The organism is Streptomyces orinoci (assembly GCF_003121295.1).
Classification (GTDB): domain Bacteria; phylum Actinomycetota; class Actinomycetes; order Streptomycetales; family Streptomycetaceae; genus Streptomyces; species Streptomyces orinoci.
Genome location: NZ_PHNC01000003.1, coordinates 70,837 through 95,643, shown reverse-complemented (window position 1 = coordinate 95,643; position 24,807 = coordinate 70,837). Strand labels below are relative to the sequence as shown.

The following is a 24,807-nucleotide window of genomic DNA, read 5'->3' as shown; positions in this document are numbered from 1 at the left end:
TCACAACTCGTGGCCGAGCACCCCGGCCAGGGTACGCAGCAGGCCCTGGGCGGCGTCCGGGATCACCGTGCCGGGCAGGAACACCTCGGCCGCGCCCGCGTCCAGCAGCGGCTGGACGTCCTGCGGCGGGATCACCCCGCCCACCACGATCATGATGTCCTCCCGGCCCTCCTCGGCCAGTTGCTCGCGCAGTGCCGGTACCAGGGTGAGGTGTCCGGCGGCCAGCGAGGAGACGCCCACGATGTGCACATCCGCCTCCACCGCCTGCCGGGCGACCTCGGCGGGCGTCTGGAACAGCGGGCCGACATCCACATCGAAGCCCAGGTCGGCGAAGCCGGTGGCGATCACCTTCTGGCCGCGGTCATGGCCGTCCTGACCCATCTTGGCGACCAGGATGCGCGGCCGGCGGCCGTCCTGCCGCTCGAACTCGGCCACCAGCGCCCGGGTTTGCTCCACCGAGGAGGAGGCCCCGGCCTCTTCGCGATACACACCGGAGATGGTACGGATCTGTCCCGCGTGCCGCCCGTACACCTTCTCCAGGGCGTCCGAGATCTCGCCCACGGTCGCCTTGGCGCGGGCGGCGTTCACCGCCAGTGCCAGCAGATTGCCCTCGAGTCCGTTGCCGGGGCCGGATTCCGCGGCCCGGGTGAGCGCGTCCAGCGCCTGCCGGCAGGCGGTCTCGTCGCGTTCGGCGCGCAGCCGCCGCAGCTTGTCGATCTGCTGGGCGCGGACGGCCGAGTTGTCCACCTTGAGCACCTCGATCTGCTCATCACTGGCCACCCGGTACTTGTTGACGCCGATCACCGGCTGACGGCCGGAGTCGATCCGGGCCTGGGTACGGGCCGCGGCCTCCTCCACCCGCAGCTTGGGGATGCCCGCGTCAATGGCCTGGGCCATGCCGCCGGCCGCCTCCACCTCCTGGATGTGCTGCCAGGCGCGGCGGGCCAGGTCATGGGTGAGCTTCTCCACATAGGCGCTGCCGCCCCAGGGGTCGATCACCCGGCAGGTACCGGACTCCTGTTGCAGCAGCAGCTGGGTGTTACGGGCGATGCGCGCGGAGAAGTCGGTGGGCAGGGCCAGCGCCTCGTCCAGGGCGTTGGTGTGCAGCGACTGGGTGTGCCCCTGGGTGGCGGCCATCGCCTCCACACAGGTACGCGCCACATTGTTGAAGACATCCTGGGCGGTCAGCGACCACCCGGAGGTCTGTGAATGGGTGCGCAGCGACAGCGATTTGGCATTCTCGGGCTCGAACTGGGCGACCAGCTTGGCCCACAGCAGCCGGGCCGCCCGCAGCTTGGCGATTTCCATGAAGAAGTTCATGCCGATCGCCCAGAAGAAGGAGAGCCGGGGCGCAAAGGCGTCCACCTCCAGTCCGGCGCCCAGTCCGGCGCGCAGATACTCCACACCGTCCGCCAGGGTGTAGGCCAGTTCCAGGTCGGCGGTGGCCCCGGCCTCCTGGATGTGATAGCCGGAGATGGAGATGGAGTTGTAGCGCGGCATCTTCCGCGAGGTGTAGGCGAAGATGTCGGAGATGATCCGCATCGAGGGTTTCGGCGGATAGATATAGGTGTTGCGGACCATGAACTCCTTGAGGATGTCGTTCTGGATGGTCCCGGCCAGCTTCTCCGGCGGTACACCCTGTTCCTCGGCGGCGACGATATAGAGCGCCAGAACCGGCAGCACCGCGCCGTTCATGGTCATCGACACGCTCATCCGGTCCAGCGGAATGCCGTCGAAGAGCCGGCGCATGTCGTAGATGGAGTCGATGGCCACCCCGGCCATGCCCACATCGCCGGTGACCCGGGGGTGGTCGCTGTCATAGCCGCGGTGGGTGGGCAGGTCGAAGGCGACCGACAGGCCCTTCTGTCCGGCGGCCAGATTGCGCCGGTAGAAGGCGTTGGACTCCTCGGCGGTGGAGAATCCGGCGTACTGGCGGATGGTCCATGGCTGGTTGACGTACATGGTGGGGTAAGGGCCGCGCAGATAGGGCGCGATACCGGGGTAGGTGCCCAGGAAGTCCAGCCCGTCCAGGTCCTCGGCGGTGTAGAGCGGCTTGACGCCGATGCCCTCCGGGGTCTGCCAGAACAGGTCCCCGTCGCTCTTGCCGGTGCTCTCCTTGAGGGCGGCGCGCCAGGCGCCCGCTTCGGCGGGGGCGCTGACGGGGCCCAGTTCGATGTCGGAGAAGTCGGGGATCGACATCAGGCCACTCCCAGCAGATCGAGAACGGAGGTCAGCACGGCCACCGCGTCGCCGCCCGCGAAGACGAACTCGTCCACGCCGGCCCGCAGTTGGCTCTCCTTGCGCTCGCCCGGCCGCCCGGCCAGGAACACCCGCCGGGCCCCGGCCGCCTTCAGCGCGGTGGCCACGGCTTCGGCCTGCTCGGCATAGAGCGGGTCGCTGGAGCACAGGCAGGCGATGGCGGCGCCGCTGGCGGCGAAGGCTTCGGCGGCCGAGTCCGCGTCAACGGTGGCGGGCCGGTGCACCGGTTCGATGCCGCCGGCCTGGAAGAGGTTGGCGGCGAAGGTGGCCCGGGCGGTGTGCGCGGCGGCCGGGCCCAGGGCGGCGATAAAGACCTTGGGCCGGGCCCCGGAGGCGGCCAGATGGGCGTCGGAGCGGGCGCGCAGTGCCTCGTACGCCTCGTCGCGGCGCACCCTGGGCAGTCCGCCGGACGGGCGGGCCGGTGCCGGTTCCCGGTCGGGGAGTTGTTCGCCGAGGTGGGGGAACTCGCTGACGCCGGTGATGGGTTCGCGCCTGGTGGCCAGCCGGCCGGAGCGCTCTCGCCAGGTGGCCGCCAGCCGCTCGCCGATCAATCCGCTGTCCAGGGCGGCGCGTTGGCCGCCGGCCCGTTCGATCTCCTGGAACCAGGCCCAGGCGGCGTGCGCCAGTTCATCGGTCAGCCGCTCCACGTACCAGGAGCCGCCCGCCGGGTCGATGACCCGGGCCAGATGGGACTCCTCCAGCAGGATGGCGGAGGTGTTGCGGGCGATGCGGCGGGCGAAGGCGTCGGGCAGGCCCAGGGCCTCGTCGAAGGGTAGTACGGTGACGGCGTCCGCGCCGCCGACGCCGGCGCCCAGGCAGGCGACGGTGGTGCGCAGCATATTCACCCAGGGGTCCCGGCGGGTCATCATCACCCGGGAGGTCACGGCGTGCTGGCGCTGGGCACGGTGGGCCGGTCCGGCCCCGCTGACCTCGGCGATGCGGGACCACAGGCGGCGGGCGGCGCGCAGGGTGGCGATGGTGAGGAACTGGTCGGCGGTGGCGGCGTAGCGGAACTCCAGCTGGCCGCAGGCCTCTTCGACGCTCAGCCCGGCCGCGGTGAGCTCGCGCAGATACGCCACTCCGGTGGCCAGGGAGCAGCCCAGTTCCTGGGCGGCGGAGGCGCCGGCCTCGTGGTAGGGCAGGGCGTCCACCACCAGGGCGCGCAGGCCGGGGCGCTGCCGGGCGCAGCGCAGGGCCAGTTGGGCCGCGGCGGTGTGGTCGGCGGCGGTGCCGGTACGGGCCAGGGTGCCCAGCGGGTCGGCGCCCAGGGTGCCGGTGGCCGCCTCGGCGGGTACCTGCCGCTCGTCGTGGAGCCGGAGCAGGGCGTCGGCCGCGGCCTGGAATCCGGCCCCCGCGTCCAGGGCGATGGCGGCCAGGTCGAGATAGACGCCGTCCAGGGCGGCGGGCAGGCCGTCCACCGGGAGTCCGCCCTCGCCGACGGTCAGCCAGAGGGAGGTGGCGCCGTTCTCCAGGTCGGCGAGCACGGCCTCGTTGGCGCGGCGGGGGTCGGGGTGGGCGTGGTGCTGGCGGATGTCCCAGCCGGTGAGCGCGGTGCCTTCGGGGCGGGCGCCGCGGATGAAGGGCGGCAGGCCCGGGTACCCGGCGGCGGGCGGGGCGTCCTCGGCGGTGTACAGCGGGCGGGTCGCCAGCCCGTCCTGGAGCGCGGTGGCCAGCGCGTCCTCGGCCGCCGTGCCCGTCGCGTCCTTGCCCGCCTTGCGCAGCACGCCTTCGACGAGGCGCTGCCACTGTTCGCGGGTGGCGTCGGGGAATTCGGCGGCCAGCGAGAAGCCTTCGTCAGGCAGGACCGTCATGGAGGGAAGGCTAGGCGAGCGGGCCCCGCCCGCAGCAGGGGCCAGGGCTGTGACCTTTGCCTCTTCCCTGAGCGCGCGGGGGCACAGCTGAGCGGGGGGTGGCCGCTCACCAGTTGGGCGCGGCTCCGGCGGCGTTCACCACGAATTCGCACCACACCGATTTGCCGGTACCGCGCGGTTCGACGCCCCAGACGTCGGCGAGCCGGTCCACCAACAGCAGTCCGCGGCCGGAGACTCCGGCCTCGCCCGGGTCGCGGCGGCGGGGCAGGGTGCTGGATCTGTCCTCCACCTCCAGGCGCACCCGGCGGTCCGGCCCGGGCACCATACGGATGGTCACCACGGCCGCGCCGTCGGTGTGCAGCAGGGCGTTGGTGGCCAACTCATCGGAGACCAGCTCGATTTCATCGGCCCGTTCCTGTGCTCCCCAGGCCTGGACGGCGGTGCGGATCATATGGCGGGCGGCGGACAGCGCCTCGGGGTCGGCGGGGGCGATGTGCTGCTGGAGGCGGCCGCCGGACTGCGGGGTGGCGCCATGGCGGCGCAGCAGGAGCAGGGCCATGTCGTCGTCGCCGGGCCTCTGGTCCACCACTTCGCACAACTGGTCGGCGAGCCGCTGGAGTTCGTCGGCGCCCCGGGCGACCAGCTCGGTGATCCGCCGCATGCCCTCGTCCAGATCGGCTCCGGGGCGTTCCACCAGGCCGTCGGTGAACAGCAACAGCGTTTCGCCGGGGTCGAGTTCCACTCTGGTGACGGGGTAGTCGAGGCGGCCGAATTCGGCGGAGAGCCCCAGGGGCAGCCCGCCGGCCACCGGGAGGCGGCGGCAGGTGCCGTCGTTGTGGCGCAGCAGCGGGTCTATATGCCCGGCGCGGACCAGTTGCAGCACTCCGCCGGTCAGGTCGGCTTCCGCGTAGCAGCAGGTGGCGAAGCGGTCGGTGTCCAGTTCATGCAGGAAGGAGGAGGCGCGGGCCATCACGGTGGCGGGTGAGTGGCCTTCGGAGGCGTAGGCCCGCAGCACAATGCGCAGCTGGCCCATCACGGCGGCGGCGTGGGTGTCATGGCCCTGGACGTCGCCGATGACGGCGCCGACCCGTCCGCCGGGCAGCGGGATGACGTCGTACCAGTCGCCGCCGATGTCCCGGCCCATCCGGGCGGAGCGGTAGCGGACGGCGATCTGGGCGCCGGGGATGTCGGGGATGCGGCGCGGGAGCATGGACTGCTGAAGGCCCTCGGCCAGGTCCTGTTCCTGGTCGAAGAGCATGGCGCGGGCGATGCTCTGGGCCAGGCCGCTGCCCAGGGCGATAAAGAGGTTGCGCTCCTGGCGGGTGAAGCCGCGCGACTCCCGGTACAGCAGGCCCAGGGCGCCGATGGGGCGGCCCTGGGCGACCAGTGGCAGATAGGCGGCGGAGGCGATGCCGATGTCCTTGATGCGCTCGAACAGCCAGGGGTAGCAGGCCGCGAACTCCTCGGGGGACTCGATGAAGCGGGGGGCCAGGGTGCGGATGACCTCGCTCATCGGGAAGTTGTCCTCGACCCGGGTGTAGCGGGTGCCGGGGATGAAGTGTTCCGAGGGGCCCTCGGCGACCAGATGGATCCGGCCGCCGTCCACCAGTCCCAGGACCAGCAGGTCGGAGCCCAGGTGCTGGACGGCCAGCGGGTCCTTGAAGAAGTCGATGACGTCCTGGACGGTGCGGGCATGGGCGAGGGCGGCGGTGGTCTTCTCCACCACGGTGGTCTGGTGGCGGTGTTCCTCGTCGGGTTCGCGGGGGCCGGTGTGGCCCAGTTCCTCGGTGGCGTCGCGGACGATGCCGATGATGCGGCAGGGCCGTCCCTGCTCGTCGCGGTGGATCCGGCCCTGGGTGTAGGTCCAGCGCAGCGAGCCGTCCTGGGTGCGGATGCGGTAGTAGGCGCCATAGCTCTGGCTGCCGTCCTTGAGCGCCTGGGAGACCAGGGAGTCCAGCCGGACGGCCTCGGCCCTGGGCACCCGCCCGGCCAGGCCGTCCAGGCGTCCGTCGAAGGCTTCGGGCGGCACCTGCAGCACGGCCAGCGCGGATTCGTCCAGGTGCAGCCGGCCGCTGACCAGGTCCCAGTCGAAGCTCCCCATCCGGTTGAGGGCGAGGCTCAGCTCCGGGCGGGCCGGCCAGTCGTCCGGTGGCGGGACGGCGGCAGGCGTCGTCGCTCCCCGATCAGCCATGGGGCCACTCTGTCACTTTTTGCCCTTTTCTTCGATATGAGGGACCGGTGCTGATCGCACCCCGGGGTACCCATGAGGGAAGACCGAGTCCTAGGAGCGGCATGGAGTGGTTCACCGGGTCCGGGTACTGGCTGAGCAGGCTGGTGCTGCAACGGGCGCTCGCCGTGATCTACCTGGTGGGCTTCCTCTCGGCCGCGCTGCAGTTCCGGGCCCTGATCGGGGAGCGGGGCATGCTGCCGGTGCCGCGTTTCACCGCGTATGTCCCGGCCCGGCGGGCACCCAGCCTGTTCCAGCTGCGCTACTCGGACCGTTTCTTCGCGCTGTGCGCCTGGGGCGGGGCGCTGCTGTCCGCGGCCGTGGTGGCGGGCGCCGCGGACCAGGTGCCGCTGGGGGCGGCGATGGCGATGTGGGCGGTGCTGTGGGGGCTCTATCTGTCGATCGTCAATGTGGGCCAGACCTGGTATGCCTTCGGCTGGGAGTCACTGCTGCTGGAGGCCGGATTCCTGGCCGTCTTCCTGGGCAACGCCCGCACCGGTCCGCCGGTGCTGGTGCTCTGGCTGATGCGCTGGCTGCTGTTCCGGGTGGAGTTCGGCGCGGGCCTGATCAAGATCCGCGGGGACCGCTGCTGGCGCGATCTGACCTGCCTGTACTACCACCATGAGACCCAGCCGATGCCCGGCCCGCTGAGCTGGTTCTTCCACCGGCTGCCCAGGCCGCTGCACCGGGTGGAGACCGCGGCCAACCACTTCGCCCAGCTGGTGGTGCCCTTTGCGCTGTTCGCCCCACAGCCCGCGGCCAGTGTGGCGGCGGGCCTGATCGTCCTCACCCAGCTCTGGCTGGTGGCCTCCGGCAACTTCTCCTGGCTCAACTGGCTGGCCATCGTCCTGGCCCTGGCCGCGGTGGACGACACCGCCTGGGCCGGTCTCCTCGGGCTGCCGCGGCACCACCCGCTGCCCGGGCCCCCGGTCTGGTACCAGGTCCTGGTGCTGGCGGCCACCGTGCTGGTGGTGGTGCTCAGCTGGTGGCCGGTGCGCAATATGGTCTCCGCCCAGCAGCGGATGAATATGTCCTTCAACCCCTTCCACCTGGTCAACACCTATGGCGCCTTTGGCAGCGTCAACCGGGAGCGCTATGAGGTGGTCATCGAGGGCACCGATGACGAGCGGCTGACCGAGCAGACCCAATGGCGGGAGTACGAGTTCCATGGCAAACCCGGCGACCCCCGCCGGCTGCCCCGCCAGTTCGCCCCCTACCACCTGCGGCTGGACTGGCTGATGTGGTTCGCCGCGATCTCCCCCGGCTACGCCCGCGACTGGTTCGGCCCGCTGATCGAGCGGCTGCTCACCGGCGACCGGGACACCCTGCGGCTGCTGCGGCACAACCCCTTCCCCGGCGCCCCGCCCACCCATGTACGCGCCCGGCTCTACCACTACCGCTTCACCACCTGGCGCGAGCTGCGCACCACCGGCGCCTGGTGGCACCGCACCCTGCACCGGGAGTTCCTGCCCCCGGCGGCCCTGCGGCGGTGACGGAGGTGACCGCCATGGAACCCGCCGCCGCCCTGGAGCGGATCGCCTTCCTCCTGGAACGCGTCAAGGCCCCCACCTACCGGGTACGGGCCTTCCGCACCGCCGCCGCCACCGTGACCGGACTGCCCGCCGGGGAGCTCCGGCGCCGCGCCGCCGAGGGCTCGCTCACCGAGCTCAAGGGCATCGGCCCCAAGACCGCCGCCGTGGTCGCCGAGTCCCTGGCCGGCCGTACCCCCGGATATCTGACCCGGCTGGAGAAGGAGGCGGGCGGACCGCTGACCGAGGGCGGCCTGGCGCTGAGGGCGGCCCTGCGCGGCGACTGCCATCTGCACTCCGACTGGTCGGACGGCGGCAGCCCCATCGACACCATGGCCCGCGCCGCCCGGGACCTCGGCCACCACTGGGCGGTGCTCACCGACCACTCCCCCCGGCTGAAGGTGGCCCGCGGCCTCTCCGCGGAGCGGCTACGCGCCCAGCTGGCGGCGGTCGCCGAAATCAACGACCAACTCGGCCCTGACTTCCGGCTGTTGACCGGCATCGAATGCGACATCCTGCCGGACGGCTCACTGGACCAGGAGCCCGAGCTGCTGGACCGCCTGGACCTTGTGGTCGCCTCGGTCCACTCCCAGCTGCGGATGGACGCCGAGGCCATGACCCGCCGGCTGGTGGCGGCGGTGGCCAGCCCGCTGGTGGACGTACTGGGGCACTGCACCGGGCGGCTGGTGGGCATCGACTCACCACGCCCGGAGTCCCGTTTCGACGCCACCATGGTCTTCACCGCCTGCGCCCGCTTCGGCACCGCGGTGGAGATCAACAGCCGCCCGGAACGGCTGGACCCGCCCCGGCGCCTGCTGCGCGAGGCCCTGGCGGCCGGGGCGCTGTTCGCCATCGACAGCGACGCCCACGCCCCCGGCCAGCTGGACTGGCAGATCTACGGCTGCGCCCGTGCCGAGGAGTGCGGGGTGCCGGCCGAGCGCGTCATCACCACCTGGAGCGCGGACCGACTCCTCGCCTGGACGGGCACCAAGAGCGCCCCCTAGGGGCGCGGGGCTGCGTCCCTTTGCGGCTCCGCCGTGTGGGCGCGACCAGTCCCCCATGGCCGGCACGGCACCCGGCGCGCCCGGAACCTCAGAAGCGATTCCACTTGGCCTCCTCCGGAACGCTCCGGAATGAAGTTCGACAAGCGATCGGCCAACTTGTTGGCAAGCAGCGGAGGTTGCCGTGGCGGCCATCCGGTCCGGCAGCGCTTGTCATGGAAGGGGGGACGATGGCATCCAGTGCCGGTGACGAGCCCCTGGGCATCTGGCGCCAACGCCGGCTGAAACGCTGCAACGGCGAACTCGGCACGGAACGATCGCAGGCCATCGTGCACGCCCCGGCCACCTTTGAACTTTCCAAGGACTGCACCGTCGGCTGCTGGTTCTGCGGCGTCGCCGCCCTCAAGTTCGACCACATCTGGCCCTGTACGGAGGAAAACGCCGCGCCGTGGCGCGACACATTCCACCGACTTCCACCACATCCTCGGCCAGCGGCCCCAGACCACCACGGCGATGATCCCGTCCGGCTGCGCTCCGACCTCAAAGTAACCGTCGAGAACGGGGAGTTGCGGGCCACCGCGCTCGGCCAGCGCATGGCAGTGGCCCAGAAGGACCTGGACGACCTGGCGGAATGCCTGCCTGCTGGACGAAGAACCGGAACCGGTCGCCAAGCACTCCCCGGCGATGCTGGGCATGCCGGCCCCTGCGGGAGCCGGGCGGTGACAGCGGATTCCGTGACCGAAATTCCGCCCCCGAAAGGAGATCCCACGTGCTCAAGAGACTGGCCGGCCTCACCCTGGCCATCGCACTCACCGGAACCCTTGGTGTGACCGCAACGGCCCACGCCGCCGAAGGCAAACGCGTCTACAACGGCCTGCAGATCACCTTCAGGACGGACACGCCCGAACTCTTCTGCACCCTCGGCGCCGTCGGCACGGACGACCACCAGCGCCATATCGCCATATCCGCCGGCCACTGCCTCGAACCGGACAAGAAGTACTCCGACCGCGAGATTCCGGAGAATGTACAACCCGTGTATGACCGCAATGACATCGGATTCGGCCCGATCGGCCATGTCCGCTACTACAAGGACCCGGAAGGTTCCCAGACGGGCCATCCCACCAAGGACTACATGGTGATCGAGCTGGTCCCCCAGGTGACCCTCTCCTCCCAGGGCCCGTACCTCAAGCAGACCGGCGAGGTGAAGTCCCCCCAGGGACCGGTCAGTCCCAATGCCCTCAACCCGGCCCTCGACACCGAACGGCTGCTCACCACCGGTGACAACGAGATCATCACCTCCGGCCAGAGCGGCGTCTGGTACGGCACCGTTCTCAGCAACGACAACGGCATCTACCAGGCTCCCGCCCCACACGTCCCCCGCGACTCCGGCGGCCCGGTGATCTGGCACGTTCCCGGCACGGACCTGCCCTCCACCGACAACAACTTCCAGGCGGCAGGCCCCTGGGCAGGGATCACCAAGGCCATCACCATCGAGTGGCCCCCCTTCAACTACACCAGCTCTGCCAACATCCTCGCCGACCTGCGCGCCCGCGAGGCGAAGGATCCGGCGCACAATATCTTCGGGGCGGGGTTCCAGGTGACCAACAATCCCTGACGGACCACGGCGCCCAGCAACAGCGGCCCGGCATCGCCCACTCAGGGCAGCGCGGCCCGCCCCGCGTCACCCAGCAGCGGGGCGAACAAGTCCCCCTGTTCCTCGACCCGTTGGAGCACCTGCTCGGGGGTGAAGGCGAGGTCCGAGGGATCCCGGCAGGCGGCCACCTCGTCCCAGGTGACCGGCGCGGCGACCAGCGGGAGCTCCCTCAGGCGCATGGTGTAGGGCGCGGCGGTGGTCTTGGCGCTGGCATTCTGCGACCAGTCGATGAGCACCTTCTCCCGGCGCTCCAGCTTGGTCATGGAGACCACCACCAGCCCCGGGTGCTCGCCCATCATCCGGCCGGCCAGGGCCTTGGCATAGCCGCTGACCGTCCGCCCGGAGGCGGGCAGGATGGGCGAGTACAGATGCAGCCCCTTGGCCCCGGAGACGACGGCGAAGGCGGTCAGCCCATCGTCCTCCAGCAACTGCCGCAGCCGCTGCCCGATGCGGCAGCAGACCACCAGATCCGTGCCGGGCCCCGGATCCAGATCGAGCACCAGCCGGTCGTGCCGGTCCCGCCCGGTCTTGGCCTTCCACTGCGGGACATGGATCTCATACGCGCCCAGATTGGCCATGGCGATCAGGGCCGCGGTGGAGTCGATCACGATCTGCTCGGCGGTCCCCTGGCTGTGCTCCACCGTCGCCCTGGGCACCCAGTCCGGGGCGCCGGGCGGCGGGGTCTTGGCCACCCAGCTCTGCCCGGTCAGCCCCTCCGGGGCCCGGACGAATGAGGCCGGACGGCCGCTGAGATGCGGCACCATCACCGGGGCGATCTCCGCGTAGTAGCGCAGCACCTGGGCCTTGGTGTGCCCGGTGGCCGGATACAGCACCCGCTCCAGATGGGACAGCGACAGCCGGCGGCCCTCCACCTCCACCGTCTGCCGGCCAGGCGCGGCGGGCATCACTACGCGGCCCGCATCACTCAGGACACCCGCTTCTTACCGCGCCCGCCGGCCGCCGCCAGCGCCTTGACCAGATCCTCACGGCTCATCCCCGAGCGCCCGGGAATGCCGGCCTCACTGGCCCGCTGATAAAGCTCGGCCTTGCTCAGCCCCGCCAACTCGGCTTCCCTGGACGGCTTTCGCGCCGTCTTCTTGGCCGCCTGCCGGGAACGGCGCTTCTCCGCCGCGGCCTTGAGCTCGGTGGGCGGCCGCACCTCCCGCTCCGCCGCCGCGGCCCGCCCCTTGCCGGACCTGGCCTTGTCGATGCTGGCCTGCAACGCCCCCATCAGATCGATCACATTGGTGGAACGCGGCGGCGGCTCGCTCTTCTCCACGGTGCCCCCGGCGCGCTTTGCCTGGACCAGCTCCAGCACCTTGTCCTTGTAGGTGTCCTGGTAGCTCTCCGGCTGCCAGTCCACGCTGAGCGCCTCGACCAGTTGTACTGCCGTCTGGAGTTCGCGTTCGGCGACCTTTTGCTGTTCGGGCAGAGTTCCGATTTCGCTGCGCGGGTCACGGATTTCATCCGCCCAGTGCAGGGTGTGCAGCGACAGGATGTCGCCCTCGGCCTTCACCGCCACCAGATATTCGCGGTTCCGCATCACAAAAGTGGCGATGCCGGCCTTGTTCGAACGCGCCAGGGCCTCCTGGAGCAGTGCGTATACCTTGGCGTATTCCTTGCTCTTCGGGGCCAGATAGTAGGTCTTGTCGAAGTAGATGGGATCGACCTGTTCAAGATCCACAAACCCGCTGATCTCCAGCGCCTTGGAGCGCCCCGGCGCGATGTCCTCCAGCTCCTCCGGCTCGACCACCACATAGTCCTCACCGGTGTCATAGCCCTTGACGATCTCCGCCAGCGGGACCTCCTCGCCGGTGCGCTCGTTCACCCGCTTGTTGCGCACCCGGTCCGAGGTGCCGCGCTGGAGCTGGTTGAAGCGGATGGTGTGGCTCTCGGTGGCGGAGAACAGCTGCACCGGGATGGCGACCAGCCCAAAGGACAACGCCCCGCTCCAGACCGCATGCGCCATGGCTCCACCACCTCCCGGGTTTCCTCCATCGGACCCCCGGGCGACGGTGATCGCATCCTGACGCGGGACATTCGCGCGGCCGCCCTGCTCAGCGTCTGGTTCACCGAGGGCGCTCAGGCGCCGGGCCCGGCCTCCTCGTACCCCACCACGGCGGCCTCGGCCCGGGCCAGCTCCGCCAGCCCGTCCGCCCCGCACTCCTCCGCCATCTCCAGCCCCTCCCGCAGCCGCCCGGCGGCCTGGGCCGCCCGCCCCGCCTTGCGCAGCGCGATGCCATGGTCCACCAGGGCCAACGCATACTCATAGCGGCACGGCGACTTGCTCAGATGCGCCACCGCCCGCTCCAGCTTCCCCAGCGCCTCCGGCCCCTCCACCAGCTGCGCCGAGCGGCGCAGGGCCTCGCCGATGGCGGTGTCGGTGCCGAATCGCATGGCGTGCCGCAGGGCCTGGTCGGCGAGGGAGCGGGCGCGCTCCGGTTCATCGGGAGCAAGTGCAACGGCCAGGTCCAGGGCCCAGGGTCCCCAGAGAGTGTTGTGACGGCCCCGCTCGGCCAATCGGTGGCCGGCCGCCTCAAGTTCGGCCACCGCCTCCTTCGTGCGGCCGAGCGCGAGCAGCAGCCGCCCCACGATGGAGGCGGCATCGGGCATGACCATCACCGATGGATACGGCGGGCCGAAGGCGTACTTCTCGGCCACGTTCCGGGCCTCTTCCAGGTTTCCCCGGGCCAGCAGGGTATCGACGAGCATGCAGGTGCCGTCCCACTGGATGGGCACTCCGGGACCCAGCCGGTCGGCCAGCCGAAGCCCTTCCCGCAGGGCCTGCTCGGCCAGCTCCAGGTCTCCGCGCCGACGGTGGACGAGGCCCAGGAACTCATAGGCGAAGGCGAGATGGGCACCGCGCCAGCCGGAGATCTCGAATTCGCGCACAGCCTCGGTGAAGAGTTGCTCGGCGCAGTCGAGCCGGTCGGCATAGGCATAGGAGACGCCGATCATGCTGGGGAGCTCGAAGCCCCACTCGATGTTCGTCCAGCGCAGCCCTTCCGGGAGACGGCCGTCCTGGAGGATGCGGTCGGCCAGTTCGACGACGTGCAGTGCGTTCTCGCCGCGGATCATGCCGTCGAAGGCACGCAGGGCCAGCAGGGCGCACTCGGAACTGTCGCGGCCCTCCAGGTGGTCGGCGAGCTCGGCGATCTTCCGGGACCTCTCGTGGGCTCCCTCCTCCTCGTACTGGATCCCCTTCCAGAGGAAGTGCGCCGCCTGGAGCCGCATCCTCCCCGGGCCGCCCGGCATTTGGTCGGCGACTTCGGCCACTACTCGGGCGGCTTCGTCGAGCTGGCTGTTATGGCAGTACGCTTGCGAGAGCCGGTACGTCGCGTCGACACGCAGGCTCGCGGGCAGCCCGGGGTCGTCCAAGGCCGCCCGCAGATGGTTAATCGTGGTCGGCGGCGAGGTGAGCAATGCCGAACAGCCCAGCTCGTAAAGGATTTCCGCCCGCTCGTCCTCGGGCGGCGGTTCCGCGAGGGCGCGCTCGAGACAGCGCTGAGCGGCATCCGGTGCGCCGACGGCGAGGTGTTCCCGGGCTGCGGCCCGCATCTGCCGCACGAGGTCAGGGTCGCCCTCGGGGTGAACCTCCAGCAGGTGCCGTGACGCGGCGGCGGCCCCATGGCCCTCGGTGGCGATCGCCCAGGCCGCCAGCCCGTGCATAGCGGTACGTGTGGCCGCCGGAATGGCCTGGTAGACGGCAGTGGCAATCAGTGGGTGGACGAACTCGAGCACGGTGGCGCCCTTGAGGATTCGGGCCTCGCGCAGTTGGTCCGCGCACGCGAGGCCTTCCGCGTGGGTCATCCCCGCGAGCCTCGCGGCAAGCCTCGGAGAAATTTCCGTGCCGAGCACCGAGGCACCCCAGGCGAACCGGGTCGCGGGATTGCCCAGCCGCTCCAGCCGAGCGACCAGTCCGCTGCCTCGTGCGGCGGCACCGAGTTCACGCAACAACGCGGCCGATTCCTCGAGCGGCTTGAGCTGACGGTCGCGCGTCTTGGCGATCAACTCGACTGTCTCGTAAGGGTTTCCGCCGGTGACAGCCCAGACCTCGCGGCAGAACGGATCGTCCGCATCGGGCTCCAGAGTCGTACGCACCAGCTCGGCCACGGCCCCCGGAGTGAGAGGATGCAGCCTCACCGGGTGATTGCCCCGGCCCTCGACGAGATCCTTGAACGCCGGTGAGTGGTCCGGGAGTTCTTCCGGACGGTAGGCAATCGCGAGGAGGATCGGCAGGCCCGCCAGCCGAAGGGCGAACGACGAAAGCCAGGTGAGAGAGGCCGCGTCGGACCAATGGGCGTCGTCGACAACCAGGAGCAGCGGCTCGCGCGTCATGGCAAACCGGGTGACCAGCCAGTCGATTCCGTCGCGCACACCCTGCGGGTCGGCCTGGCCGACGAGGGGCGCGATTCCCAGCGCGGGCCCTGCGATGTCGTACCACGCGCCGAGCATCTGTTTGTGCTGCGCCTCCTCCAGGGGCGCGAGGGCCGGTTGCAGCAACTGCCGGACGATGTGGAACGGCACAGCCTGTGCTTGCTCGCTGCCGCGTGCGGCGAGCACCGTACAGCCGCCACGCTCGGCGGCAATCCTCCGCAACTCGCCGAGCAACGCCGTTTTCCCAACGCCCGCTTCACCGCTGTACAGCAGCAACCCCCGCCCGAGGCGGCGTCCGCGTCGCCCTGTCGTCCGCACAAGGCGTCCACGGCCTGGGTTGCTGCGATGATTTCCTGCTCACGCTCGAACAGTGCGGCGTACGGGCGCTGTTCGTGCTGGTGCCCCGTCATGGAGTGTCTCCCGGGTGTGTGTCGTGGAGCGAGCCTAGCCCCGTACGCAACTGCTCGGGATGAGGTTCTGCGGACAGACCACTCGTGAGCATGCCCTGTAGATCACTCCGAACACCCATCCATAACTCTCAAGAATATTTTCGAGAACGAAAGTCAGGGGTCATTATGACGCCCCTCGTATTGGCTCGTCAGGCCTTTCAGCGAATATGACAACATCACCTTGAAAGAGCGGCCCGACAGGCTACGCTCCTTCCGCGCAGCGAGGCGTGACGCCGGCAGCGGCTGCCTCGGCCTGCCGCGACCGGAGAACTCCACACTGCGCTTCCCCGCAGAACTTCCCCACAGACGGTGTCCGTTCCCGTCGCTCCGAACGTTTCCCGAGCCCCCGAGGACCTCGATGGTTGGTACTGGATCGTCATCCCAAGTCAGACGGCCCGCCTCCAGTCTCATATGGCTGGTCCCTCCTGTCGTGCTGGCGGTCTGCACGGCGACCGCAGCCCTCCTCGTGCCGACCCAGGTGCGCATTCCGACCGTCTGGTGCGGCACGGTGGCCACCGTTGCAGTGGCCATCACCTCCTCGGAGGCAGTGCGGCGTGGGCGTGTCATCAGCGGCCTGCGCCGGCGGTGCGCCGAGCAGGAGGCCATGTACCGGGAGCTGCTGGCCCAACAGCAGGAGGAGACCGAGCGGTTGGCCGGTGTCCTGCTGCCCACCGCGGTGAAGATGCTGGAGCAGGGGGCCTCGGCCGAGGAGGTACTGCGGGAGGTCGCACCACCCGCCTCCGGCGCGGCCTTCGCCGCCGAACACCGATCGGTCCTGCGCTCGGTCGTCGAGGCCGTGCAGGCGGAGGAAGGCCTGCGCGACTCCGCGCACCGCGCGTTCGTCAACATCGCCCGACGCGTTCAGGCGATTGTGCACCAACAGGCCACCGACCTACGGGAGATGGAGGGCAGGCACGGCAACAACCCCGACTTCTTCGGTGACTTGCTGCACCTCGACCACGGAACGGCCCTGATCGGCCGTCTCGCGGACAGCATCGCCGTGCTCGGCGGATCCCGGCCCGGGCGCCAGTGGAAGAACCCGGTACCTCTGTACAACGTGCTGCGGGGCGCCATGTCCCGGATCATGGACTATCGCCGGGTGGACCTTCACTCGGTGGTGGACGTCGCGGTGACCGGACCCGGTGTGGAGCCGGTGATCCACGCCGCGGCCGAACTGCTGGACAACGCGACCCGGTACTCACCCCCGGAGACCCGGGTGCACCTGACCGCGGTGGAGATCCAGTCGGGCGTGGCCATCGAGATCGAGGACGCCGGCGTCGGCCTCACCGAGGAGGCCCGTCGCCGCGCCGAGTCGGTGCTGGAAATGGGCGGCCGCGGCTTCGACCTCGACGACCTGGGGGAAACCCCGCGCCTCGGCCTGGCCGTGGTCAGCCGTCTCGCCAGGACGTACCAGTTCCGTATCTCGCTGAGGCCCTCGGCCTACGGCGGCGTACGTGCTGTCCTGATCATCCCAAGCCGCCTCATCACGGCGAGCGCCACGCCGGGCGGCGAGATCGCCCGTGCCGCCACGCTGCCGCCGCCCAAGGCCAGGAAGAAGCCCGGCAGGCCACTGCCGGAGCCGCCACCACTCGAGGCCACTGCGGTGGAGTCACGCACCGCGGGCGGGCTCCCGCAACGCCGCAGGCGCTCGCTGGGCATGGCCGCACGGGCCGCCGTGGTGGCCCCGGCGGACAGCACTCGCAGCCAGCGCCCGGCCTCCGAGCCCGCCCAGCCGGGCATGTGGCTGGATGCCTTTACCAGCGCCCTCAAGGGCGACGACCCAAAGCCCGGCCATGGGCAGGTCAGTGATGACACGTCAGACAAGAAAGAGTAGCCAAGTGACGCAGCAGCGGTTCAACATGGACTGGATGCTCAAGGATCTGGCATCCAGCGTTCCTCAGACCCGCCACGTGATCGTGCTGTCCTCGGACGGCCTGCGCATGGCTCAGCACGGTACGGACACAGATGCAGCGGACCGCCTGGCCGCGGCCTGTGCGGGACTGCAGAGTCTGTCCACGGCGGTGGCCGCCGAATTCCCGCACGGGGACGGGCAGATGCGGCTGGTCGTCATCGAGGTCGACGGCGGCTTCTTCTATCTGATGGCGGCCGGGGCGGGAGCCTACCTGGCGGTGTTGGCCGACGACGACGTGGATGCCGGCCTCATGGGTCAGCGCATGCGCGATCTCGTGGCCCGCATCGGCGAGCACCTCACCAGTCCGCCGCGTGTCAGCGGGCCGGTGGCATGAGCAAAGCCGACAAGGCATGGGACCCCGGCAATCCGGACCGGTTGTACATCGTCACCAAGGGCTGCGAGGACTCGAACAAGGCGATGGTCAGACTCGATCTGGTGACGTTGATCGTCGCCCGTACCGAGACCGATCCCGGCTTGCAGCCCGAGCACGGAACCATCGTCCGCATGTGTGACTACCCGCTCTCTGTCGCCGAGATATCCGCGTATCTCACGCTGCCCGTCAGCACAGTGACCGTCCTGCTCACGGATCTGCTCACCCGCGGACTCGTGGAAGCCAGGCCCCCGGCCCGAGTTGCTGCGCTCCCCGACGTATGCCTTCTGGAGGCGGTGATGCATGGACTACAAAACCTCTGATCCACACGCTGGCCCCAGAAGGGAGGACATCCTCCCGGCCACGACGGCGGCGGCCGTCAAGGTGGTGGTGGTCGGCGGGTTCGGCGTGGGCAAGACGACCATGGTCGGCACGGTGAGCGAGATCAGACCACTGACCACCGAGGAGACAATGACCCAGGCCGGTGTCGGCGTGGACGACGTCGCCGGGGTGGAACAGAAGATAGAAACCACCGTCGCCATGGACTTCGGGCGCATCAGCATCAACGAGCAGCTGGTGCTGTACCTGTTCGGCACACCCGGCCAGGAGCGCTTCTGGTTCCTGTGGGACGGCCTCTTCGAGGGCGCGCTGGGAGCGGTTGTTCTGCTCGACACCCGTCGGCTGGAAGTGAGTTACGAAGTCGTCGGCATCCTGGAGGAGCGCGGGGTGCCCTTCGTCGTCGCCGTCAACGCCTTCCCGGGGGCGCCGGTGCACCCCGTCTCCGAACTGCGCGCCGCCATGGACCTGCCCGACTGCGTCCCCATCTTCACTTGTGACGCCCGCGACCGGGCGTCCTGCCGGGACGCCCTGATGACCCTCATGCGCTATCTGTACGACCGAGCACACAAGACCCCGGAGCCACAGTGACCCCACCCGCCGAAGACTCCCGCGCCGACTCCGCGCTGGCCGCTCCCCCGCCGCAGTGCCCTGCGCACGCGTACGGTGCCGGGGGTGTGGCCCGGTTGTACGGGACCGCCGCGGAGACCGACCCCATGGGGCTGTACGAGCAGCTGCGCGAGCGGCACGGCGCGGTTGCGCCGGTGCTGCTGCCCGGCGATCTGCCGGCCTGGCTGGTCCTCGGTTATCGAGAGGTCCTCGATGTCGCTCGTACCCCCTCACGCTTCTCCCGTGACCCGCGGCTCTGGCGCGCCGCACGCGAGGGCAAGATCACTCCGGACCACCCGCTCACTCCGTTCTCCACCTGGCAGCCCATCTGCGCCTTCGTCGAAGGAGATCTGCATGAGAGGTGGCGCGGTGCCATCAACGACTCCCTGGCCCGCTTCGACCGCCGTGGCGTCCGGCGTCACATCACCCGCTTCACCAATCAGCTGGTCGACGACTTCTGCACCTCCGGCAAGGCCGACCTCGTGCACGACTTCGCCGAGCCGCTCCCCATGCTGGTCATGACCCAGCTGCTGGGGATGTCCGAAGAGTACGGGCCGCGCCTGGTCCAGGCGGCCCGAGACATGCTCAAGGCCACGGAGACCGCAGTCGCCAGCAATGAGTATGTGATGGAGGCCCTGCGCAAGACAGTGGCCCGCAAACATGCCGACCCCGGGCCCGACTTCACCAGCTGGCTGCTGGAGCACCCGGCCAAGCTGACGGACGACGAGGTGGAGCAGCATCTGCGCATGGTGCTGATCGCTGCGTTCGAGACCACTGCGAACCTGATCGCAAACACCCTGCGATTGGTGCTGACCGACCCCCGATGCCGCGCGAACCTGGCCGGCGGCCATATGACACTCCCCGACGCTGTCGAGCAGACCCTGTGGGACGAGCCACCGTTCAACGCCATGCTCGGGCGCTGGGCGACCCAGGACACTGAGCTCGCGGGCCAGCACATCAAGGCGGGAGATCTCTTGGTGCTCGCATTCGCCGCAGCCAACGTGGACTCGGCGATCCGGCCCGATCCGACAGCACCTGTCCACGGCAACCGCTCCCACCTCGCCTTCAGCGGAGGCCCGCATGAGTGCCCCGGCCAGGACATCGGCCGGGCCATCGCGGACACCGGCATCGACGCGCTGATGAGCCGGCTTCCCGACATCCGGTTGGCGGTCGCCGAATCCGAGCTGACCTGGGTCGCCAGTTTGGTGTCCCGCCATCTCGTGGCGCTGCCAACGGAGTTCACTCCACAAGCCCCACAGCCGCCCGCACCACCCCTGCTTCCAAAGGGGGATGTGCCAGGTACTCAGCCCTCCTCCTCCTCCACACCGATCCCCGCACCCGACGCCCCAGCCCCCCAGCCCCGAACCTCCTGGTGGAGGTCCCTGATGCGGCGGATCTTCCGGCGCTGACCCGGAGTATTCGAGCTGATCCCGCCACCAGGCAGAGGTCGTTACCGGCAGTGACCCGGTGGCGGGATCGCTGGGAAGTGGTCCCTGTCGCAGTGGAACACCTCATCAAGCCATGCATCCGTCGGTGTCTCGCCAAAGAGCCGCTTGAGTTCGCGGGCCATCGGCGGAGAGATCGGGAAGCGCCTTCCCAGTCGGCGCTCTTGGTACCGGTCCTGAATCGGCACGAAGAGGAATCCGCTGCTTCCGAACTGAACCAACGGCTCGGGAGCACCGCTGAAGACCAGATCGTCGATGAGGTCGAGGTAGATCGATCGGTAGCTTGCCTTCTTGTCCGCGGACCGGTCTTTGTGCGAGGTCGGCTGGTGGTTGTCTGCCGAGTAGACTCCGATCGCCGACTTGCACAGATCCATGGAGAGGCAGTCGCAGATGGCACTGTCCATGAGCCAGGTGAAGGACAGCGGTCCGACCCTGCTGTTCCGGGCCACCGTGATTGCGGTCCCGTAGGCGTTACCGGTGTGGCCGCGGAAGATGACGCCGTCCCACATGTTCGTCGAACCGTTGAGTTCCGTGTGCAGGCCCAGGTGTTCGGCTCCGGGGTGGAAGTCCATTTTCTCCGCGTACTGGAGGATGGACTGCCGAATCAGCGACAGCAGCGCATGGACCCCGTCACGTCCCCAGTCGGCTGTATCCATCGCCCGCATCAGATCGCGCACGGACCAGCCGTACATACGGAAGCGACCGCCGACCAGATCGAGTGGAGGGATGCAGATGTCATCGAGGATCGTGGCGAATGCCACGTATCGAAGGCCCAGCGGATCCACCCCGTATCGCTCGCCGCACCAACAGGCTGTCCACTGGATGGTGTCGCGGCAGGCGCGAGAGACCGTGTCGGCGGCATGTGCATCACGTTTTTTGGTCCAGTCCGCGTAGTGTTCCGGAAGTCCGCCATGTCGCCTGGCGGCCGCATCCCACCGCTCCACCACCGCGTCCAGCAGCGGCCACACCTTCACTTGGTGGGTCTGCGGGACCCTGCCCACGTATCCGCCTTCGCCCATGACCGCATACAGATGGGCAGTCTGCTTGTTGTAGCGCGGCCTCACGGTCGAGGGGCGCGCGGCAGCGGGTGGGGTTCGCAGGTAGTACAGGAACGTGCATGCCGGGCTTTGATCGCAGTCGTGCCCGCACCACAGAGCATGGGCACGATGCAGCAGTTCCTGGACACTCTGTGCGACAGACAGTTGCTCCAGGGCCTCCTGCGCGGATCCCTTCCAGGCGAGCATGTCCGAGGTCACCGCGGAGACCTCGACGCCCGCCGACGCCAGCCTTTCCAAGGAAGTTGTCGCCATGCCCATACACCTCCATAAGACTCACCGCACCCCCGCCGCCAACGGTTCAACCTCCAGGAGAGGAGGCATGCAGCCGGCGCGGAACCCGATCCATCATCGAACATGTGGCGGGTTTGAAAGATTGCGTCCGTGTGGAGCAGCAACGAGATTCGCGGTGCGCTGCGACTACCCAACCCCCCTCGCCCGCAGGACAACAAGCCCTGTTCGAGGGGCGTACGACTGTCCGGCGAAGCAAAAGGCGGCGCTCTTGGATATGAATACGACATATCCCGAACGGAATCGATCCTTCCGGACTATCGCGCCAGCCCCGGCCGCAAAGGCATGCGACACCCGTTGCCCCCTCTCGGTCCGCACGTCGTGGTCACAAGAAGCCCCGGACCTCAAGCTCCAGTCGACGCCCCCCCTCGGTCGCTTCGCCGTAACTTCGGGACCCCGGACCGAAGCACAAACAACCAGTCAAGAGCGCGGCTCATGATGATGTTCGGAAACGATCGGTTGTTTCGTTGCCCGCGTCCTTCGTGCAGGTCGTGGATGTCGTCGAGGACAGGGGTGACCAGGCCTTCAGCTCCGCCCGCCAGGCCGGACCGGCTATCACAGGCACACGTTTCGCGACGACCGTGATGGCGGTGACGGCGCAGCCGTACCCAGCTGGGGGCGGCGTGATCTGGTGCGGTAGCAGCGGTCACCCAGGCAAGAAGGTTGTCCATGGGACTCCTCCGAGACATGGGCTGCCGGCGGACAGACGGACGGGGTGGCGAGTTCGACAGACCTCATACGGACCTCTTCCGGCAACTGGATTGCGTTCCTGTCCAGTTTTGCCCGGTACCTGCCCAAGGCTCGTCGGCCATAACCCGTGCGACGTACCGCCGTGCGCCGTTCTGGCATGCACCTCCAGGATCGCACCGGCTCACTTTGGATCACATTGAGTCGCTGTTGCGCCGCCCAGCGACCGAAAGGGCCAAGATTGCTCGTCACCATCGGGGTTTTGGACGCCCGGCAGACCGCTATCCGGACACGCCGCATCTGGCCGGATCCCGCTCAGGCGTGTGGTGTGCAGGCGATCGAAGGGGGCGCTACCACTTCCGGTTTCACGCCCTTTCGCCGCGCCCTACGGTTACCCAGGGTATGCGGCGTGTCGCTACTGGTGACCCCTGTGCCTGATCCGGTACCTCGCGCACACTGGTCCCTGGCCGGAAGCGGTGGCACCACAGGCATGCACTAGGGAGGCCCTCCATGGCGGACGAGCAACTATCTGCACGTGGGGGGCGGTTCTTCGCCGCCCCCTGGCGGCGGAGCGTGCTGGCGCCTGTCCTGGGAGCGCTGCCCGCACCCGCCTTCCCCGAGCCGTCCTGGTGGTGGCTGGCATATATCGGGCTGGTGCCCTGGCTGCTGCTGGTCCGCTCGGCGCCCACCAACCGGCGGGCCGCGCTGGAGGGTTGGCTGGGTGGCGCCGGGTTCCTGCTGGTGGTACACCACTGGCTGCTGCCGAGCCTGCATGTCTTCATCCTGGTACTGGCCGCGCTGCTGGGCCTGTTGTGGGCCCCCTGGGGGCTGCTGGTACGCCGTCTGCTCGGCGGCTCGCCGGGGCCGGGCCGGGTGGCGGCGGCCCTGGTGCTGGTGCCCGCGCTCTGGCTGGCCATCGAGCTGGTGCGGTCCTGGGAGTATCTGGGCGGCCCCTGGGGGCTGTTGGGCGCCAGTCAGTGGCAGGTCGGGCCGGCGCTGCGGCTGGCCTCGGTGGGCGGGGTGTGGCTGGTCAGCTTTCTGCTGGTGGCGGTCAACACGGCACTGACGGCGCTGATTTCGGCGCCCCAGGCCCGGATCACCGCGCTGGCCGGGCTGTCCGGCTGCGTCCTGGCGGGTGCCGGGGTCTGGTGGTGGGCGCCGCTGCCCCGGCCGGCCGGCATGGTGCGGGTGGCGCTGGTGCAGCCGGGAGTGGTCGAAGGACCCGGCCCGCGGTTCGACCTGGAGGAGCGGCTGACCCGCCAACTGACGGGCCGGAAAGTGGACTTGGTGGTGTGGGGGGAGAGCAGCGTGGGGGCGGATCTGGGCGACCGCCGGGACCTGCGGGACCGGCTGACCGCCCTGTCCCGTACGGTCGGCGCCAACGTGCTGGTCAATGTGGACGCCCGGCGTTCGGACCGGCCCGGAATCTTTAAGAGTTCGGAGCTGATCGGACCGAACGGGCCCACCGGTGACCGCTACGACAAGATGCGGCTGGTGCCCTTCGGTGAGTATGTACCGGCACGGTCGGTGCTCGGCTGGGCCACCTCGGTGGGCAAGGCGGCCCGGGAGGACCGCAGGCGGGGTACGGCGCAGGTGGTGATGAGGCTGCCGGACGGGCTGCGCATCGGTCCGCTGGTGTGCTTCGAGTCGGCCTTCCCGGATATGAGCCGCCATCTGGCGGACCAGGGAGCCCAGTTGCTGGTGGCCCAGTCGGCGACCTCCAGCTTCCAGGACAGCTGGGCCCCGGCGCAACATGCCTCGCTGGCCGCCCTGCGGGCCGCCGAGACCTGGCGTCCCATGGTGCACGCCACCCTGACCGGGGTGAGCGCGGTGGCGGACGCACGCGGCCGCACGGTGGGGCGTTGGCTGGGCACCGAGCGCAGCAGCGCCGTGGTGTACCAGGTGCCGCTGGCGCAAGGGACCAGCCCCTATGTGCGGTTCGGTGACTGGGTGGTCCATGCCTCGCTGGCCGCGCTGGCCGGATACGCCGTGCTGGAGGCGGTACGTGGCCTGCGCGGCCGAAAGAACTTCACGGCCCGGCGGAGGTGAGCCGGGGGGTGAGCGGTGAACTCGGGGCTCGACAGGACCTCGGGGGGCGCTTGGGCGGTTGGCGCGATCCGGTGTCACTCTTGGGCGGCATTCCCAATGGGCCCTCGCTGCCGCATGGTTGGCGAGTGCCTCGTATGCCCGTGGTGGCGGCTCTGGTGGTGGTGACGATGACGGCCGCCGCCGGCTGTGTCGCCCTGTCCCCGCAGCCCGCCCGCCCCGGTGGCGTCTCCCGGGTCACCGAGCCGCGCCTCGGCCAGGAACCGGACCGTGAATCGCTGGCCGAGACCGGTGACGGGCGGTCCCTGGAGCCGGGGACTGCCGGTGCCACGGGTGGGTCCCGGGCGGCTGGGACGGCGGGGATGGCGGGTACACCGGGAACGGCCGGGCCGGCCTCGCCCACCTGGCCGTCCTGGCTGCCCCGGCCGCCGGGGGCGTCGGGGCCGTCTGGCACGTCCGGGCGGTCCGGGTCCGATGCCGGTCCGGCGCCGGGGGACGCGGCAGCGGCCGACCGGTTACCGGACTTGCCCGGTTCGCCGGGGAGTTGGGGCGCGCCGTCGCGCCCTTCCCTTCCCACGGGGCGTACGCCGGAGCCGCGCCGCCGGGTGCCGGTCCCGGACACCCCGCTGCCCGTCCATCCGGCGCCACCGCCGGTGCGCGCCCCGGCCCCGCCGCGGAGCGAGCCCCGCCCGGCTCCGGAGCCCCGTCGTCCGGCACCGGCGCCCGCCCCGGCCCCCGCGCCGGGGGCC

16 protein-coding genes and 1 pseudogene are annotated in these 24,807 nt (G+C 69.9%); 10 read left to right on the top strand and 7 right to left on the bottom strand.

What is annotated here, in order from left to right; genetic code table 11:
- From scpA to CV755_RS00475, 3 genes are all read right to left on the bottom strand, one after another.
- A complete protein-coding gene (gene scpA / locus CV755_RS00485) occupies nucleotides 1–2,199 on the bottom strand; it encodes a methylmalonyl-CoA mutase (protein ID WP_109278091.1) in 2,199 nt (732 codons plus the stop codon).
- A complete protein-coding gene (mutA, locus tag CV755_RS00480) occupies nucleotides 2,199–4,070 on the bottom strand; it encodes a methylmalonyl-CoA mutase small subunit (protein ID WP_109278090.1) in 1,872 nt (623 codons plus the stop codon). Before mutA ends, scpA begins: the two co-directional genes overlap by 1 nt.
- 106 nt (nucleotides 4,071–4,176) lie before the next feature.
- Nucleotides 4,177–6,261, bottom strand: coding sequence for a SpoIIE family protein phosphatase (locus CV755_RS00475; protein WP_109278089.1), 2,085 nt, complete (start codon nucleotides 6,259–6,261; stop codon nucleotides 4,177–4,179).
- A gap of 101 nt (nucleotides 6,262–6,362) precedes the next feature.
- Here CV755_RS00475 and CV755_RS00470 point away from each other — a divergent pair, with 101 nt between their 5' ends.
- The 4 genes from CV755_RS00470 to CV755_RS00460 all read left to right on the top strand — a co-directional run bounded on the left by CV755_RS00470 (nucleotide 6,363) and on the right by CV755_RS00460 (nucleotide 10,442).
- Nucleotides 6,363–7,790, top strand: a complete 1,428-nt coding sequence (locus CV755_RS00470; RefSeq protein ID WP_109278088.1) for a lipase maturation factor family protein — start codon at nucleotides 6,363–6,365, stop codon at nucleotides 7,788–7,790.
- Nucleotides 7,791–7,804: 14 nt separating this feature from the next.
- Entirely contained in the window at nucleotides 7,805–8,830 is a 1,026-nt protein-coding gene (locus CV755_RS00465; RefSeq protein WP_109278157.1) for a PHP domain-containing protein, read from the top strand.
- 227 nt (nucleotides 8,831–9,057) lie between these two features.
- A complete protein-coding gene (locus tag CV755_RS34450; protein WP_161968564.1) occupies nucleotides 9,058–9,657 on the top strand; it encodes a hypothetical protein in 600 nt (199 codons plus the stop codon).
- Complete coding sequence (locus CV755_RS00460) at nucleotides 9,597–10,442, top strand: hypothetical protein (RefSeq protein ID WP_109278087.1); 846 nt, start codon at nucleotides 9,597–9,599, stop codon at nucleotides 10,440–10,442. The genes CV755_RS34450 and CV755_RS00460 overlap by 61 nt, the downstream gene beginning before the upstream one ends.
- Before the next feature lie 41 nt (nucleotides 10,443–10,483).
- On the opposite strand, the gene ligD is transcribed toward CV755_RS00460, so the two are convergent.
- The 3 genes and pseudogenes from ligD to CV755_RS00445 form a co-directional block, all read right to left on the bottom strand.
- Nucleotides 10,484–11,386, bottom strand: a complete 903-nt coding sequence (gene ligD, locus CV755_RS00455; protein WP_109278086.1) for a non-homologous end-joining DNA ligase — start codon at nucleotides 11,384–11,386, stop codon at nucleotides 10,484–10,486.
- Nucleotides 11,387–11,406: 20 nt separating this feature from the next.
- Nucleotides 11,407–12,450 carry a non-homologous end joining protein Ku gene (gene ku / locus CV755_RS00450; protein WP_109278085.1) on the bottom strand — a complete coding sequence of 348 codons (1,044 nt, stop codon included), beginning with the start codon at nucleotides 12,448–12,450 and terminating at the stop codon, nucleotides 11,407–11,409.
- Nucleotides 12,451–12,563: 113 nt separating this feature from the next.
- Nucleotides 12,564–15,268: pseudogene (locus tag CV755_RS00445) on the bottom strand (ATP-binding protein).
- A gap of 397 nt (nucleotides 15,269–15,665) precedes the next feature.
- Here CV755_RS00445 and CV755_RS00440 point away from each other — a divergent pair.
- The 5 genes from CV755_RS00440 to CV755_RS00420 are packed head-to-tail and all read left to right on the top strand — an operon-like array spanning nucleotide 15,666 to nucleotide 19,943.
- Complete coding sequence (locus CV755_RS00440) at nucleotides 15,666–17,141, top strand: sensor histidine kinase (protein ID WP_109278084.1); 1,476 nt, start codon at nucleotides 15,666–15,668, stop codon at nucleotides 17,139–17,141.
- A gap of 4 nt (nucleotides 17,142–17,145) precedes the next feature.
- Complete coding sequence (locus CV755_RS00435; RefSeq protein WP_109278083.1) at nucleotides 17,146–17,553, top strand: roadblock/LC7 domain-containing protein; 408 nt, start codon at nucleotides 17,146–17,148, stop codon at nucleotides 17,551–17,553.
- On the top strand, nucleotides 17,550–17,912 hold the full coding sequence (locus tag CV755_RS00430) for a DUF742 domain-containing protein (RefSeq protein WP_109278082.1): 363 nt from the start codon (nucleotides 17,550–17,552) through the stop codon (nucleotides 17,910–17,912). Before CV755_RS00435 ends, CV755_RS00430 begins: the two co-directional genes overlap by 4 nt.
- The gene (locus CV755_RS00425) at nucleotides 17,893–18,516 is read left to right on the top strand and encodes a GTP-binding protein (RefSeq protein WP_109278081.1); all 624 of its coding nucleotides are present in this window, start codon (nucleotides 17,893–17,895) and stop codon (nucleotides 18,514–18,516) included. The genes CV755_RS00430 and CV755_RS00425 overlap by 20 nt, the downstream gene beginning before the upstream one ends.
- Nucleotides 18,513–19,943, top strand: coding sequence for a cytochrome P450 (locus CV755_RS00420; protein ID WP_109278080.1), 1,431 nt, complete (start codon nucleotides 18,513–18,515; stop codon nucleotides 19,941–19,943). Before CV755_RS00425 ends, CV755_RS00420 begins: the two co-directional genes overlap by 4 nt.
- Before the next feature lie 41 nt (nucleotides 19,944–19,984).
- On the opposite strand, the gene CV755_RS00415 is transcribed toward CV755_RS00420, so the two are convergent.
- Entirely contained in the window at nucleotides 19,985–21,289 is a 1,305-nt protein-coding gene (locus CV755_RS00415; protein WP_153068546.1) for a hypothetical protein, read from the bottom strand.
- Between the two features lie 1,233 nt (nucleotides 21,290–22,522).
- Between CV755_RS00415 and lnt the strand changes: the two genes are divergently transcribed.
- Entirely contained in the window at nucleotides 22,523–24,061 is a 1,539-nt protein-coding gene (gene lnt, locus CV755_RS00410; protein ID WP_109278078.1) for an apolipoprotein N-acyltransferase, read from the top strand.
- Nucleotides 24,062–24,807: the final 746 nt, after the last annotated feature.

What these genes read in the sequence shown, in the direction of transcription:
- ku (WP_109278085.1), bottom strand. Translation starts at nt 12,450, where the DNA reads ATGGCGCATGCGGTCTGGAGCGGGGCGTTGTCCTTTGGGCTGGTCGCC.
- CV755_RS00440 (WP_109278084.1), top strand. Translation starts at nt 15,666, where the DNA reads ATGGTTGGTACTGGATCGTCATCCCAAGTCAGACGGCCCGCCTCCAGT.
- scpA (WP_109278091.1), bottom strand. Translation starts at nt 2,199, where the DNA reads ATGTCGATCCCCGACTTCTCCGACATCGAACTGGGCCCCGTCAGCGCC.
- lnt (WP_109278078.1), top strand. Translation starts at nt 22,523, where the DNA reads ATGGCGGACGAGCAACTATCTGCACGTGGGGGGCGGTTCTTCGCCGCC.
- CV755_RS00415 (WP_153068546.1), bottom strand. Translation starts at nt 21,289, where the DNA reads ATGGCGACAACTTCCTTGGAAAGGCTGGCGTCGGCGGGCGTCGAGGTC.
- mutA (WP_109278090.1), bottom strand. Translation starts at nt 4,070, where the DNA reads ATGACGGTCCTGCCTGACGAAGGCTTCTCGCTGGCCGCCGAATTCCCC.
- ligD (WP_109278086.1), bottom strand. Translation starts at nt 11,386, where the DNA reads ATGCCCGCCGCGCCTGGCCGGCAGACGGTGGAGGTGGAGGGCCGCCGG.
- CV755_RS00470 (WP_109278088.1), top strand. Translation starts at nt 6,363, where the DNA reads ATGGAGTGGTTCACCGGGTCCGGGTACTGGCTGAGCAGGCTGGTGCTG.
- CV755_RS00465 (WP_109278157.1), top strand. Translation starts at nt 7,805, where the DNA reads ATGGAACCCGCCGCCGCCCTGGAGCGGATCGCCTTCCTCCTGGAACGC.
- CV755_RS00475 (WP_109278089.1), bottom strand. Translation starts at nt 6,261, where the DNA reads ATGGCTGATCGGGGAGCGACGACGCCTGCCGCCGTCCCGCCACCGGAC.
- CV755_RS00430 (WP_109278082.1), top strand. Translation starts at nt 17,550, where the DNA reads ATGAGCAAAGCCGACAAGGCATGGGACCCCGGCAATCCGGACCGGTTG.
- CV755_RS00425 (WP_109278081.1), top strand. Translation starts at nt 17,893, where the DNA reads ATGGACTACAAAACCTCTGATCCACACGCTGGCCCCAGAAGGGAGGAC.
- CV755_RS34450 (WP_161968564.1), top strand. Translation starts at nt 9,058, where the DNA reads ATGGCATCCAGTGCCGGTGACGAGCCCCTGGGCATCTGGCGCCAACGC.